We start from the raw sequence: 14,922 nt of genomic DNA, 5'->3' as shown, positions 1-14,922 counted from the left end.
GTATTTCGACAAAAACAAAACCCGCACAAAGAGAAAACAGCCTAAAACAGGCTGCTAGCGTATTTCTTTAAGTGTTTTACGATACTCCTGGGCTCGCTGGGCATAGATTTCTGTGACCCGTCGTATGCGGTCAATCTCCTCCGGCTTTAGTTCTCTCACCACTTTGGCCGGAGAACCCACAGCCAAAGTGCCGGCAGGTATCTCACCGCCTTCCCGCACCAGCGCCCCTGCTCCAACCAGGGCATTCTCTCCCACCTTGGCCCCGTCTAAAAGCGTGGCACCCATGCCGATCAGTGCACCGTCTCCCACGGTACAGCCATGCAAAATGGCCTTATGGCCCACCAGCACATGATCACCGATCACCGTTGGGTAGGCACCGTCTACATGAATCATGGAATTATCCTGGATATTGGTGAAGCGCCCGATTTTAATTTCATTTATATCTCCCCGCACCACAGTATTAAACCAGATGCTGCTGCCTTCTTTTATTTCCACTCGGCCGATAATATGTACCCCGGGCGCAAGAAACACATCTTCTGCCACTTTAGGCTCATAGTCCAGGTATTTATAGATCATAAGACCACCTCCTACCGCTTATATTTCCAGATAAACAGAAAAAATCCTCCGCTTCCGGAGGATTTTACTTTTATTCTTCAGCTATTTCACGGGGCCAAGTGCAAAAACCTGCTTTCTCCTCGGCCACTTTTCTGTCGACTCTCTCAGTTGTATCCTTGGAAACAATGTAGCGAACCAGCCACGAAAATCCTAGAAAAACGGAAAATAAAACGACATAAGCCAGTGGACCCATATGCACACCCCTTTCTTCAATAATCCTTCTTAGTTGTCAGCCGACAACCCCCATCGTCGGGCATTTTTGGTTAAGTAATTATATTATATGTATTTGCAAGCGAATTGTCAATAAATTCTGACAAGTTAATTTAATAACTTTTATCGTTACGTTCGTAACGTAACAAGGCCGGACAAGCAGGCTCTATCAGCCTGCTTGTCCACCATATAAGTATTCCCGTGTTAACGGCATTTTGTTATTTAGCCCGTTGGAGAACAAGAGCTGGTGGATATCAAGCCCTGTACGCTCAAAGGACACACTACAGCCGGTCAGATATAACCGCCACATCCGCACAAACTCCTCTCCATACCGTTCTTTGACACTGTCGGTGACCCGCTCATAATTCCTTGCCCAGCAGTCTGTAGTCATTGCATAATGCATGCGCAGGCTTTCCGCATCCAACAGATGAAAGCCATGTTCAGGCAGCTCCCAGGCAACCTCTCTGAACGAAGGAATGTATCCCCAGGGAAAGATATATTTCTCCAGCCAGGGATTTGTGGCTCCTTCACGGGGGCGGGTGATGGTGTGTAGCAAGGACAGTCCCCCTGGCTTGAGCATGGATTTAATGGCTTTAAAATATTCAGGAATGTTTTCCTTGCCCACGTGCTCAAACATCCCTACGCTGACAACCTTGTCAAAGGTTTGTTTCTCTTTTGCTAATTCGCGGTAGTCTACCAGCCTGACAGACACTTTATCATTAAGCCCCTCTGAATCAATTCTACGCTGAGTCTCCTTTAGTTGCTCCTCACTGAGGGTAACACCCATTGCTTTAACACCATACTGTTTTGCTGCCCGAATTATCAGCCAGCCCCAGCCGCTGCCTATATCTAGTAGCTTCTCGCCCTCCTTTAAATTCAGCTTACTGAGGGTATGATCTATTTTTTGCAGCTGTGCCTGGTGCAGGGTATCCTCAGGTGAGCGAAAATAGGCACAGGAATAACTCATGGTATCGTCTAGCCAGAGTCTGAAAAAGTCATTCCCCAAATCGTAATGGTATCGGACTCCTTCAACTTGAGCATCTTTTGATGTCTGTTTCTGCCTGTCCAAAAAACCCTTCAGCAGCGCGTGCAGGTCTTCGGAAAAAGCCTCTTCATTATCAACTGCCAGCCGGAAAACGTCCCTTAAATCACCCTCAACATCAATTTTTCCCTGCATATAAGCTTCCCCAAAGCGGACTTTGGGGTCTGCCAGCATCTCCTGCAAAGGCAGCTCCTCCCGGAAAATCAGGCGGAATGCAGGGTTTGCAGTCCGGCTTGTTTCATCACCATAGAACTCTATGCTCCCATCCCAATATTTCACCTCAAACGGTATCCCCTTCATCCTGGAGAAAACCATTTGATAGCAGGATTTCTGCAGCTGTGCCTGACCCTGCTCAATCTTCTCTTTAATAGCGCCGGTACTCATATCAACACCTCCAAAACTTATTTGCGTAATCCTGTCCGGCTTTCCGTTTGAGGGCCTGCTAATTTTATTGTAATATACTGAATATTTGATTTTACTAATAAATAGTTAACGATACTCGCTCATACTACAAAGATACCTCCGCTCCAAAAGGAGCAAGAGGCATCCGTAAAACCTTGATTTAGTTTACTTTTTTGAGGACTGGCGGTTAGTTAAATTAAACGGCCACCAGTTATTTTGCACCAGTATTGTGGCCATGGCCGGGATAAATAGCGGCAGCAAAAAGACAACGTAGAATATCAGCCCGGTAATAATCCAGGTACCTATCTGCAGCAGAGACAATACGCCGGAAAACATCATTGCTCCGAAAGTGGAGGCCACAATAATTGTGGCCGACAGAATGGGACTGCCCACCCTTTTCATTGCAGAAATCATAGCTCTTTTTACAGATTCTTTGTCCAGATCACCCTTTTCTTTTTCAATTTCCTCCCGGAAGCGGTTTATCAGAAATATTGAGTAATCCACACCCAAAGCCATGAGCATGGCAAAAGCAAAAAAGGGAACGGACCACATAATTCCGGGATAGCCCAGTAAGTTGATAAAGATCAGCTCTGTTAACGCTCCGGAAGCCAGATAGGCAACCCCTAAAGAAATCAAAGTATAAAGGGGCATCACCATTGATTTAAAAAGAATAACCAAAACAGCAAAAATGCCAATTGTAATAAAAGTACCTGTGCGCACAAAATCATTGTGGGATAAGTCCCGTAAATCCCTGTTATGAGCAGGCAGGCCCCTGACCGCAAAGCGCTCCTCTTCAAATGCCGTATTTGTCAAAGTAAACGCGGTCACGTCCTCTATCTCAGAGACAATTTCCATGGCTCTGTCGCCATAAGGGTTTACGTCGCTTATCACCGGCAAAAAAGCTACTCTTTTATTTGCCGTCCCGTACCCTTCCCATAAATCGCCAAACAATTCTTCATACGTTTCTAAAGGAACAAAAAAACCTTCCAGAGGATTCTTGTCCTGATTGCCAATTTCTTCAAAAATATTTTGCAGATCCGACAACCCGGTTTTTAATTCACCGAAGCCGGCGAGAATATCTTCCATTCCGGCCGATAAAGCGCGCAACCCCTCTTCCATTTGCTGTAGCTGTTCCAATAACATGGACTGACCTCTGGCCATTGAATCAAGCTCTGTACTTAGTGTTGCAGCACCTCTCTCCAGTTCATGCAGCCCCAGTGAAACTTCTTCCAAGCCGTGTTTCAACTGCCTGACATCTGAGAGCATGGCTGCAAATTCCCTCTCCACAGGTAGAAATGCCTGCTCGATATTATCCTCCAGAGCCGCAGCAAAGTTACTTAACTGCGCTACGATCTCCTCAAGACCGGCATAGTAATCTTTATCTTTAATGCTGTCCTTGGCCGCAGATAACTTTTGTCTAACTGCTTCCATATCTTGAATGCTCTGCACACCTTCATAAATCTCTGCCAATATTTCTTCTACCTGTTCAAAGCGCTCCCCTAATGCTGCCAGCTTATTTTCAAGCGGCACAAAAGCATCCTTAATTCCTTCTTCCTTTTCGGGCACGATTTCAACAATCCGGATTTTTATGGCCTCAACTGTTTCTTCTTTATACTCAATTCCGGCAAGAATAGCAGATAGCATGTCCATCTTTATTTCCAGAGCTTTTTCTAAAGTTTCTCCTCCTTCCATCTCAGGGAGGTTTTCCAATAGCTCCTGGAAATGATCTTTAAAGTCTTCAATCTCTGCTAATACTGTTTCAATTTTTTCTTCCAGCGGCAAAAAAAGTTCGCCGATTTTTTCCTCCAGCTCAGGGATAAGGTTAGTAAGCTTCTTTTTCAGATCCTGTACATCGGCATAATATGCTTCCACCTGCTTTTCAGCTTCCTCTATAGCCGCCAGTATTTCATTTATCCCGTGGCGGCTTTGCCGAATTCCGGCTGACAGGTCGCCGGCCCCTTTTGCCGCTTCCCGTGTTCCCGTAACCAGCTGATACAGTGCTGCCTGACCTTCTTTTAATCCGGCCTCTGCAGCCGATATTTCCCCAAGCATTACTCTTATGCCGTCTTCCATTTCCCCCATGTCGGACAACCCTTCATCCAGGTTGCCGGCTATATCACGGGCCAGGTGGGGGATAGTAAAGTCCTCCAACCTATCTCCCTGCGGCCTTGTAACGGCACGAACGGTGTGGACATCGTCTATCCTTGTCAGGTTCCCTGCCAAAAGCTCAAGATGGGAGATAATCTGAGGATCATCCCAGTCGCTCTGACTGGCTTCCACCAGTAAGGTAGGGTAAAAAAATTCTCCCTGGCCAAAGACATCTTCAATGATGCGAAAAGCTTTAACTGAATCATAGTCTTGATCTATCTCTAATAAAGAGTCAAACGATCGCTGATTATCGTAAGTCAAAAGCAAAGGAACAGTCAAAAGGAGTATTAACAACAGAGTGATCCCCGGGCGCCATGTTGCCCACCTGCCCAGCTTCTCCCAGAATGCATTGTCAACTTTTTGCTTTTTTAATTTAGCAGGCCAAAACATTTTTTCACCAAGAATACTCATCATCAGAGGCGGCCATACCCAAATTGCCATGATAAGAATAATTATAGCAATGCCCACATTTACTGCCGAACGGTATAAATTAAAACCCGCCAGTCCAATGGCAAAAAAGCCGATGCAGCCGGTAACGGCGCTGTACAAAACAGTGGAAGCGGTGGTTTTGTATGTTCTCACCATTGAACTTCGCCCATCCGGGTCCTTCTTCAACTCCTCCTGATATCTTTTCATTAACAAGACACTGTAGTCTGTCCCTATCTCAAAGATAATTGTCAGGATAAAAATCTGTGTAAACTGCGAGACAGGGAAACCGGCATGCTCAATCAGTAAAGCTACCACAGAAACACTTAACAAATATGAAGCTCCTAAAGTCAAGAGGTTCACCAGGGGTGCCACAGGTGAGCGAAAGATGAACAAAAGAACCACAAATATCAGCGCTACCGTAAACCCCTCAATGGTTCTCAGGCTCCTTTCGGTGGTTCGGAGCACATCATCCTGGATTATGGCATTGCCGGTAATGTAATGGGTCAACCCTTCTACTTCCGCACTTTTTTCCAGTTCATCCCTGACAAACGATATCTCAGCCCGGTCCATCTCTAATTCCAGAATAGCAAGTGTAATATTTTCCGATTCATCCACCAAGACATCTTCCATCGCTTCCCCGTCGGTAGGAAGAATCAGATTATGCACGTTGATTTCTTCTGTTTCAGACTCCAGCCGCTGCAAAGTTTCTTCGATATCATCCAGATAGTTGTTGATGTTATCTTCACTTTGATAAACAATAACAATCTCTTGGCCCACTAATTCTGCATTATCTTCCAAAATGTTTTCTGCTATTTTTGTGGGATAGTCCTCAGGTATTTCAAAGAATGTATGTTCTCTAACGAGCCTGTTCATATCCGGCGCCAACCAAAACAGCACTCCGGAAACAACCACCCAGATAATTGCCAATATATAAATGCTAACCCGAGAATTTTTCACTATGCTTGACCTGCCCCATATTTGACATTTATAAATAAAACTTCGCCTTTTGCTGAGCCTGTCCTGCATCAGAGGGAAGCGGATTTATGAACACAATATAAAAAAGGAGGCTTCCGGCAAAACAATTTTACCGTAACCTCTTTATCTTCCGCAGCAACCAATTTTTTGTTGTATTTCATCCATTTCGTTCTTTAAGTTCTGCATATTCTCTATCTCCGGTGTTAGTGAACGGGAATGATTAACGCGCTTTTCCCTGACCGTCTCCATGGCTCCGTATGTAGAAACTATGGTGGACTGCAGGCGTTCATCTAAAACAGAGGCAAAAGTACGAAAAGCATGGTCCAGGTTTTGCAGGGTTGCCCACCGTAGATTTTCCACATTATTGACAACCAGTTCCCGGATTTTTTCTTTATAGCGCTTCGATGTCATGGAACGCTGCATGCCGGAGGGTAAAAGTCTGCCCAGCATAGCCTTTGGCAGTGGGCTTAATGCTGCATCCAGTTTATGTGTTACCCAGTACGGTTCCTTTTTAGCCAGGAAAGCATCTGCGCTTTCGGGAGCAAGATAGGGTACGTCAAAAAGCTCCGCCGCAGCTTTACTCATCTCACCAATTAATTTATCGGCTCTTTGCTGATGCCGCCCCAAAACCTCCGCCACCTTCTTTTGAAACTCTTCAGCCTTGGCTCTAAGCTCCTTTTCAAAAAAGAGGGGAATTTCGTCTGTTATTTTTGCAACTAAATCCTGCTCGTTGAAATTATCTCCTGACCTTGCCAGAAACTCGTCTACCATGGCGGAAAAATGTTCATTTGCTTTACCCCGCAGCTCTTCTGACTGCTCTTCCAGATAATCCACCAGGCGCTTGCGGTCCCCGGCCAGCAGATCTTTTGCAACCACTCTTTGCTGTTTGGCCTCTTCTATCTTATCTGCAAACGTCTCCAGATTTTGTTCCAGCTGAGAAAGGGGCATCTGCATTGAATTTAGCAGCAACTGCAACCGCATTAGTGCCTCGGCTATTATGGCTGAAGCCTTCCCTCTTAGCGCTTGCTGCAGCACATCCTTCTTCTCTTTGTTTATAAAATCAAGCAGAAATGCCTGCACTTCCTTTAACCCGCTCTTAGCCAGCAAATCGTCATCCTGTTTTACAGCAGCCTCCAGACCCTGTAGCGCAGACACAGCAAAGATTGCCTTTACTTCATTAAACCCGGCCTGTTCCTTTAACACCTTTTCCAAAAAGGACAGATAGGTTTTTTTCTCCTGCTTATCCAGATAGTCTGCTTTATTTACAATGAAGAAAATCCGGGCAACTGCCTTTTCAACCTGTTTTAAAAATTCCACTTCAACCTCAGTTATAGGGGGGTCTGCAGAAACCACAAACAAAGCCGCATCACACTGAGCCAAAAAATCCAATGTCATTTCCGTATTATGCTGGTGAGTTGAACCGATACCCGGAGTATCAATGAGCACAACCCCATTGTTTAAAAATGAAGACGGATACAATATTTCCACATAAGAGATTCCTTTTTCATTATGCGGATTTCCTTCTTCTGTAACAATCCGGGCAAGTGTATCCTTTAACGCTTCCTTGGACAAATTACGCTGCGTATCACTTGTTTTATCATTTTGATAATGAACTGTAACACCTATTTGCGGACTCCAGAGTAAAAACGTGGGAATAGCCGTCAGCGGGACAACCGAAGTTGGCAGCAAATCTGTCCCCAGCAAGGCATTGATAAAGGTACTCTTTCCCCGTTTAAACTGGCCTAACACTGCCAGGTGAAAGCGTTCATTCGCCAAACGCCCCCAAAGCTCCTCAAGCCGGCCCGCCTCTGCAGCAAATTCCTGATGGGATTCCAATATCATTTTGGCCTGTTTGATAAGTCCAGCTAAGTCAAACTGCTGATCCCACTCCATCAACAACACTCCTGTCACTAACTATACATTGAATTATAATGCCCCAATTTTCCCGGCCGTACAAAATTCAGAAAAAATTGACTGACTGTGTTTTCTGCTATATAATTTTAATTAAGGCGATGGAGCTCGCCGGGGCATTGCCCAAACCGCACAATGTGCTAATAGCTCCTGCCATGTATATTTTGGCAGGAGTTTTTTATTTTCTCCGGGAGGGGTGCATCTTGTTAAACAGTCTGTTAATAATCTTTTTTTTAGGGCTTGGAGCCAAAAAGCTCTTTGAAAAATTTAAACTGCCGGGCCTGGTTGGCTTGGTTTTGGTGGGGATACTGACCGGCCCCTTTGTGCTTAACTTGCTGGAACAGGACATTCTCGCCCTTTCCACCGAAATTCGTCTCCTGGCCCTGATAATTATCTTGCTGAGGGCCGGACTGGGCCTTGACCGGCAAATCTTAACGCGAATAGGTTCTTCAGCTATAAAAATGAGTGCCATCCCCGGCATCTTTGAAGGCACAACCATTATGATATTATCCCGCATCTTTCTGGACTTTAGCTGGGCGCAGGCAGGCGTGCTGGGCTTTATCATCGCCGCCGTTTCCCCCGCCGTTGTTGTCCCGTCCATGCTGGATTTGCGGGACAGAGGCTTAGGCATGGATAAAAACGTCCCTATATTAATCCTGGCGGGAGCCTCCATCGACGACGTTTTTGCCATCACCGTGTTCACCGTGTTTTTAGGCCTGGCCGGCGGCACAGCTACAGAAGCAACACCACTTATCAGCTTTGCCATGATACCGGTTGAAATTGTGGGAGGGGTATTGCTTGGGCTTATCATAGGCTATCTTCTTGTCCTGTTATTTAACAGGTTCACCCTCCATCGCATAGAACAATTACTGCTGGTAACAGGTTCGGGAATTGTTGTCACTTTAATTGGCGAAGCAGTCTCCCTGGCCGGCTTGCTGGCGGTAATGGGCCTGGGATTTATCCTCCTTGAAAAAGGCAACGGTCATGATTATATCTCCCAATTGGAAGAAAGTCTGAATCATCTCTGGTTAGGCGCGCAGCTTTTCCTTTTTATACTTATCGGGGCCGCCGTCAATATCCAGGTAGCCTGGCAGGCCGGGGCACTGGGAATAATGATGATTGCCCTGGGCCTAACCGCCCGCTCCATTGGAGTATTAGTTGCCACCTGGCGCTCCGGGCTGTCCTGGAATGAACGAAAATTCTGCGCCGCAGCCTATCTGCCCAAAGCCACCGTCCAGGCGGCCATCGGCGGAGTACCCCTTGCCGCAGGCATACCCGGCGGAGAAATAATTCTGGCCATTGCCGTTCTTTCCATCATTATTACAGCACCTTTAGGAGCCATTGCCATTAAACGGTTGGCTCCCCGGCTCTTGAATCAGTGCGAACTAACTGAAGGGGGGGAATGGAAGGTTGAAAGCCAAAGAAATAATGACAACTGACCTGGTAACAATTGCAGAAGATAAAACCCTACGGGAAGTTATTAAACTTATGGTGGAACAAAACATCAGCGGCATACCGGTGATAGATGAAACCGGCAACCTAATGGGTATCGTAAGTGAGTCAGATGTTATCCGCCTGAAACGAAAAACACACATGCCGGACTACATTCAACTGCTGGAAGCAATGCTTAATGAAGCGCAGCCGGAGCAATTCAGTGCTGATGTTATACGCTCACTAAATATGCCGGTTAAAGATTTTATGACCAAGAAAGTAGTAACAGTAAAGGAAGATACCACCTTGGCAGAAATAACCCGTCTTATGGTGGAACACAACATTAACCGCATCCCGGTTGTACGCAAACAAAAGTTACTGGGAATCGTTACCCGGCGGGATGCAATTCTCGCCATGGCAAAACTTAGCCCAGACACATAGACCAATAAAAAGGTTTCCGGCAAATAAATCTTGCCGGAAACCTTTTTTGTTCTGGTATTTACAGGTCTACGTCTACGTCCGGCAAAGAGGCGAAACCTTTTTCAAGATCCTCATCTGTGGGAATGTAGTCTACAATTGAGCCTTCGTTGTAGCTCATATAAGCACCCAGATCGAAGTAGCCTGTCCCAGTGAGGCCAAACAGTATCGTCTTCTTCTCTCCGGTTTCCTTACACTTGAGCGCCTCGTCCATAGCAACTCTTAAGGCATGTGCAGATTCAGGAGCCGGCAGAATGCCCTCGCAGCGGGCAAACGTAGTTGCCGCATCAAAAACCTTGGTCTGCTCCACAGAACGGGCTTCCATATAACCATCATGATACAATTTAGAAACAATGGGGCTCATGCCATGGTATCTAAGCCCACCAGCATGGTTTGGTGCCGGCATAAAGCCAGAGCCTAAGGTGTACATTCTGATAAGCGGTGTGGTTTGTCCGGTATCACCAAAGTCTAAGGCGTATTTGCCTCTGGTCATGGACGGGCAGGATGCGGGTTCTACGGCAATGAACTTAATGTTATTTTTCCCGTCAATGTTGTCTCCCATAAATGGAGCAATCAAGCCCCCTAAATTAGAACCGCCTCCGGCGCAGCCAATGATAATGTCCGGGTTAATATCGTACTTCTCGCAGGCAGTCTTTGTTTCCTGGCCGATTACGGACTGATGCAAAAGAACATGATCCAGAACGCTACCAAGCACGTAGCGGCAGTTGTCGCTCTTAGCCGCAACTTCCAGCGCTTCTGAGATGGCACAGCCCAGTGAACCGCCTGTTTCAGCGTTGTCTGCCAGAATCTTTTTTCCTGCTTCGGTGGTGTTGGATGGGGAGGGCACCACTTGTGCGCCATAGGTTTCCATGACAGCCTTCCGGTACGGTTTCTGTTGTGATGAGATCTTAACCATATACACGGTTAACGCCATGTCGTAATAGGCGCAAGCCATTGAAAGGGCAGTACCCCATTGACCCGCACCGGTTTCTGTGGTTAGCGATGTAAGTCCCTGCTGCTTGGCATAATAGACTTGTGCCGCTGCCGAGTTAAGCTTATGCGAACCGGAGGTGTTATTGCCCTCAAACTTATAGTAAATTTCAGCCGGGGTATCCAACAATTTTTCCAGACAATAGGCACGGACCAGAGGTGAGGGACGAAACATTTTATAGAAATCTCTGATTCCCTCCGGAATTTCAATGTACTTGTCCGTTGTATTAAGTTCCTGATCCACCAAATCACAGCAGAATACCGGTCTGAGATCATCTGCGGTACAGGGCTTTAGTGTACCCGGATGAATAAAGGGAGTGGGAAGCTCCTTCATCACAGCTTTTAAGTTATACCAATTTCCGGGCATCTCATCTTCGCTTAAATAAATCTTGTAAGGTATCTTTGTCATAGTCAGTCAGTCCTTTCTTTTTAAATAAAAAAGTCTTTGTCCTTATAGTAAGGGACAAAGACTCTAGTCTCTGCGGTACCACCCAAATTGCATAAAATGCCTCTCGCTTCATGTACGATCATACATGTTCCATTGATAACGGGTGGAATTCCCGGCTAGCATACTCATCACAAGAATTTCTGCATCGCCTTCATGAGCCCATTCACTATAAACTTTACCACCGCAATTCCAGCACCTGCGGCTCTCTGAAGATAAAGCAACTTATAGTTACTACCCTCATTCAATAGTTTAAGTCTATTTCCTATTATCTTACAGTTCATTTGAACCTTTGTCAAGAGATTTGTATAAAGGGTTTCCTGGAGTCAATCTCGCCGGAAACCCTTTTTGTGCTATAAAACTGCCAATTTACTGCAATACGTTTCCTCGAGGGCGACCATATAGGAAGCGGCCATTTCCTGTTTGCCGGGTTATTGTTTTGGGAGCCGGAGCACAAAACAAGCTCCAAAGGTATAAATTTACACAAACTAATTCATAATCAGTTATTACCGACCTTATACATTGGTACGGGTCTTAGCCAACCCTTTACTTTCCCATATTTTACCCATACATTTAATGTTGATAGCTCTTCCTCTATAAATTTGATATAAATCTTTCTTATTCTATCGTTTGTAGTACATTGTTTTATTGCTGTTGCATGTAGCTCTATCATAAATTGCATTCCGGTAAAAACATCACGATACATTGATTCATCTTCGAACAGTTCCATGCCTTCAGTCATGTTTACACTCTTTGGAGGCCTTAAAGGCAATGAAATTCCAAAGTGGTTACATTCTTTTTCAAGGATGTTAACCTGCTTTTCCAGTGTTTTTTGCAGACCCAGCAGAAGCATCGCTTTAAAATCAACATCATGGGCAAAGTTATGGTATTTTTGCGTTTTATCTATAGAGTCATACCTGGAACTCAGGTGGTCCCAAATATGAGATGCTTCTCCTGCGTCAAGATACTCCTTGTTTTCCGGTGGCACCTGCTTATACATGGGAGGAAGTCCAAGCCAACCCTTAACCTTTACATACTTTAAAGCTTTGTCGTACAGCTCAATTTCTTCCCTGAGGAAATTAGTAAACACGCTTCTTAATGAGTCGTTCGTCAAAGACGTACGAATAAACCGCAATTGTTGTGTTACATTTTCCTGGACCATAGATATGATACTGCCTGCGATAAACCTGTCTTCATATGCTTCAGTATTCGCTGGGGTACGGACACTTTTAGGTGGTCTTTTGGGTAGGGCAAGCTGGTAGTTATCCATTAATTCTTCAATCTTCTTAGCCTGCTCATCCATTACTTTCATTAGCGAGTTTTTTAACAAAAGGTGAAAATCGGGATCGTGGACAAAGTTCTGCCAGATTTGAACTTGTTGAATTGTATCATAACGGGAAGAAAGCGCGTCCCACAGATTATATGCCTCTTGGAAATCCACCTGAGTCGGTTGTTTTTTTTGCCCTAAAAGCCCTAACATGATTTAATCCCCCAATAACGTTTGTTTCAGCTATTTTCCCAAAATAAACTTAATATAATTCGTAATCAATCCACTTTTTTGGGAAAAACAGCGCCTCCACAGAGGGTGCTTAAACTTTTAAGACAACTTAAAACCTTTGATTAAACCGTTCCTAAGATAACCTGGTGCAATACATCAGCCAGCTCTTCCAACTGATACGGCTTGCTGACCATACCCTTAAAACCATAAGCACGGTAATCGGACAGAACCGCATCATTTGAATAGCCGCTTGATACAATGGCCTTTACTTCCGGGTCTAGCTCCAGAAGTTTTTTCACTGTATCCTTACCGCCCATAGCACCACGGATTGTCAAATCAAGAATCACCGCGGCAAAAGGTTCTGTTGATCTAAATGCTTTGGCATAAAGTGCGATAGCCTCATTGCCATGGCGGGCGAATTCAGCGTCGTAACCAAGTAAGGGTAACATTTCAGCGGCCAGCCTCAGAATCGCTTCTTCATCGTCCATTACCAGCACTCGTCCGCTGCCTGTTTTAAGCTGCCTGCTGAGGTTTGACTCTTTTAGCATAATACCCCCAGAAGCCGGCAAGTAGAAAGCAAACGTTGCTCCGGCTCCCACCTGGGAATCCACAGTAATATGCCCCCCGTGCTGCTTGATAATAGAATAACTGGTTGTCAGGCCTAATCCTGTTCCTGTTGACTTTGTTGAAAAAAAGGGAGTAAAGATCTGCCTGCGTACTTCCTCTGGGATTCCTTCGCCTTCGTCACGGACAGATATCTGTATATAATTACCTTCCTGCAGAGGCAGGCTACTCGTTTTATCAACTGCTATATTCTCCACGGAGATAAATATAGTTCCACCTCCGGGCATCGCTTGCACAGCATTTATAATGAGGTTGTTTAAGACTTGGCTGATTTGTCCGCGATCCACCTCAACAGGCATGAGATCATCCGCGAACGCGAACTGGCATCTGACATTGGAACCAGACGACGTAAACATTACAGTTTCTTCAATCAGCTCCTCGATTGATGCGGCACTTTTTACAGGTGCTCCGCCTTTGGCAAAGGTCAGCAGCTGTTTTGTCAGGCCTATTGCCTGGATGGTTGCTTTTTCTATTTCTTTGAGATGAGAGTAAGTCTCTATACTCTTACCTGCATTGAAAGGTTTCCTGACGACGGAAAGGTACCCCAGTATAATTGTCAATATGTTGTTAAAATCGTGGGCAATGCCGCCGGCAAGGATACTGATGGATTCAAGTTTTTCGGCTTTGATGATTTCTTCCTCTATTTGTTTGCGTTCAGTGATATTATAAGCTGTAACCTGGACAGCCGGTACGTTTTGATGAGCAAAAGGTATTAGTGACAGCTCTATATCAATATCTGCTCCTGCCACTGAGACAAACTTTGCGCTGAATGTTTTTTTTTCAACTCTTTCATGCAAGACGCATTTTAATAATTGTTCAAACTGCACCTGATCATCTGCATGTAAAAATTCCACCAGAGCTTTTCCCAGAAGATCCTGAGTATCTGCGGCTTTTAACAGCTCCGTTGCTGCGGTATTGGCAAAGATAATACTATCTTCAGTATGAGCAAAGATTGCTACAGGCATAAGTTCCACCATTTTGCGAAAATGCTCTTCACTTTTCTGCAGTGCAGCTTCTGCTTTGTTACGTTGCTCGATTTCAACCTGCAGTTTTTGATTGGCTTTTTCAAGCTCAGACGTTCTTTCGCGAACCATGTGCTCTAGTACAGTGTGGGCATTTTTTTGAATTTCTTCCGCCTGCTTTAGTTGCGTGATGTCCATGATAACCGCGCGACATACCGGTGCACTCCTGTCATGACCGTTCACAACGGTCATTTCCAGACGTATCCAGAAGCAGGAACCGCCTTTTTTAACAAGCCTCAGCTCACAGGCTTCCTGTTTTTTTGTTTTCCAAAGCTGTTTTCGCTTTAGGTAGTAGGTATCCTGGTCTTCTCTGTCGATGAAGCGGGTAAACGGTTCACCGGTCAATTGGCTTCTTTCCGTGTCGACCATCCGGGCAAACGTAATATTGGCATCCCGAATAACGCTCCACTCATCCATGATTACATATCCAAAAGGAGCCAGGTTGTAGAGGTCGAAATACAGTCCGCGCGAAGCTTCAAGTTCCAATTGTGCCCGGCGCAGTTCCTCATTCTGCATCTCAAGCTCCACCTGATAAACCCGCAGTTGGTGGAGCAGCCTCCGTGACTCTTCAGGCGGCAGGGCCTCCAGGGTATCGGGAATCTCACGAAAGTTCCCCTTTATCTCTTCCTCGGCTTGCCTGCGCAAATCATGAAATTTTTTATGGTCATCATTTTTAGGCAAAATTACTCATCCGTTCCAGTTT

The 14,922-nt window shown here is 45.4% G+C and carries 9 protein-coding genes, 1 riboswitch and 1 other annotated feature; of the genes, 2 read left to right on the top strand and 7 right to left on the bottom strand.

Translation table 11 applies throughout. From position 1 onward, the window contains the following. Positions 1-54: 54 nt before the first annotated feature. The 4 genes from DEALDRAFT_RS13575 to DEALDRAFT_RS13560 all read right to left on the bottom strand — a co-directional run bounded on the left by DEALDRAFT_RS13575 (position 55) and on the right by DEALDRAFT_RS13560 (position 7,714). Positions 55-576, bottom strand: a complete 522-nt coding sequence (locus DEALDRAFT_RS13575; protein WP_008518447.1) for a gamma carbonic anhydrase family protein — start codon at positions 574-576, stop codon at positions 55-57. 418 nt (positions 577-994) lie between these two features. After that, a complete protein-coding gene (locus DEALDRAFT_RS13570; RefSeq protein ID WP_008518445.1) occupies positions 995-2,251 on the bottom strand; it encodes an SAM-dependent methyltransferase in 1,257 nt (418 codons plus the stop codon). A gap of 183 nt (positions 2,252-2,434) precedes the next feature. After that, positions 2,435-5,803, bottom strand: a complete 3,369-nt coding sequence (locus DEALDRAFT_RS13565; RefSeq protein ID WP_008518444.1) for an MMPL family transporter — start codon at positions 5,801-5,803, stop codon at positions 2,435-2,437. 141 nt (positions 5,804-5,944) lie between these two features. After that, a complete protein-coding gene (locus DEALDRAFT_RS13560) occupies positions 5,945-7,714 on the bottom strand; it encodes a dynamin family protein (protein ID WP_008518443.1) in 1,770 nt (589 codons plus the stop codon). Positions 7,715-7,820: 106 nt separating this feature from the next. Then, positions 7,821-7,892, top strand: a riboswitch (Fluoride riboswitch). A gap of 43 nt (positions 7,893-7,935) precedes the next feature. Between DEALDRAFT_RS13560 and DEALDRAFT_RS13555 the strand changes: the two genes are divergently transcribed. After that, positions 7,936-9,171: a cation:proton antiporter domain-containing protein gene (locus DEALDRAFT_RS13555; RefSeq protein ID WP_008518442.1), complete on the top strand. Its 1,236-nt coding sequence runs from the start codon at positions 7,936-7,938 to the stop codon at positions 9,169-9,171. Beyond that, positions 9,143-9,604, top strand: a complete 462-nt coding sequence (locus DEALDRAFT_RS13550) for a CBS domain-containing protein (RefSeq protein WP_008518441.1) — start codon at positions 9,143-9,145, stop codon at positions 9,602-9,604. The genes DEALDRAFT_RS13555 and DEALDRAFT_RS13550 overlap by 29 nt, the downstream gene beginning before the upstream one ends. A gap of 58 nt (positions 9,605-9,662) precedes the next feature. On the opposite strand, the gene DEALDRAFT_RS13545 is transcribed toward DEALDRAFT_RS13550, so the two are convergent. From DEALDRAFT_RS13545 to DEALDRAFT_RS13535, 3 genes are all read right to left on the bottom strand, one after another. Further along, entirely contained in the window at positions 9,663-11,039 is a 1,377-nt protein-coding gene (locus DEALDRAFT_RS13545; protein WP_008518440.1) for a TrpB-like pyridoxal phosphate-dependent enzyme, read from the bottom strand. A gap of 47 nt (positions 11,040-11,086) precedes the next feature. Next, positions 11,087-11,332: a binding site (T-box leader), on the bottom strand. A gap of 242 nt (positions 11,333-11,574) precedes the next feature. Next, complete coding sequence (locus DEALDRAFT_RS13540) at positions 11,575-12,555, bottom strand: DUF3231 family protein (RefSeq protein WP_008518438.1); 981 nt, start codon at positions 12,553-12,555, stop codon at positions 11,575-11,577. A 140-nt stretch (positions 12,556-12,695) separates the two neighbouring features. Beyond that, positions 12,696-14,900, bottom strand: coding sequence for a PAS domain-containing hybrid sensor histidine kinase/response regulator (locus tag DEALDRAFT_RS13535; protein WP_008518437.1), 2,205 nt, complete (start codon positions 14,898-14,900; stop codon positions 12,696-12,698). Between the last annotated feature and the right edge of the window lie 22 nt (positions 14,901-14,922).

The organism is Dethiobacter alkaliphilus AHT 1 (assembly GCF_000174415.1).
Classification (GTDB): domain Bacteria; phylum Bacillota; class Dethiobacteria; order Dethiobacterales; family Dethiobacteraceae; genus Dethiobacter; species Dethiobacter alkaliphilus.
The sequence above is the reverse complement of the archived record's forward strand: the minus strand, read 5'-3'. Positions and strand labels throughout refer to the sequence as shown.

Coding starts and splice junctions, on each gene's coding strand:
- DEALDRAFT_RS13575 (WP_008518447.1), bottom strand. CDS start 576: ATGATCTATAAATACCTGGACTATGAGCCTAAAGTGGCAGAAGATGTG.
- DEALDRAFT_RS13570 (WP_008518445.1), bottom strand. CDS start 2,251: ATGAGTACCGGCGCTATTAAAGAGAAGATTGAGCAGGGTCAGGCACAG.
- DEALDRAFT_RS13560 (WP_008518443.1), bottom strand. CDS start 7,714: ATGGAGTGGGATCAGCAGTTTGACTTAGCTGGACTTATCAAACAGGCC.
- DEALDRAFT_RS13545 (WP_008518440.1), bottom strand. CDS start 11,039: ATGACAAAGATACCTTACAAGATTTATTTAAGCGAAGATGAGATGCCC.
- DEALDRAFT_RS13540 (WP_008518438.1), bottom strand. CDS start 12,555: ATGTTAGGGCTTTTAGGGCAAAAAAAACAACCGACTCAGGTGGATTTC.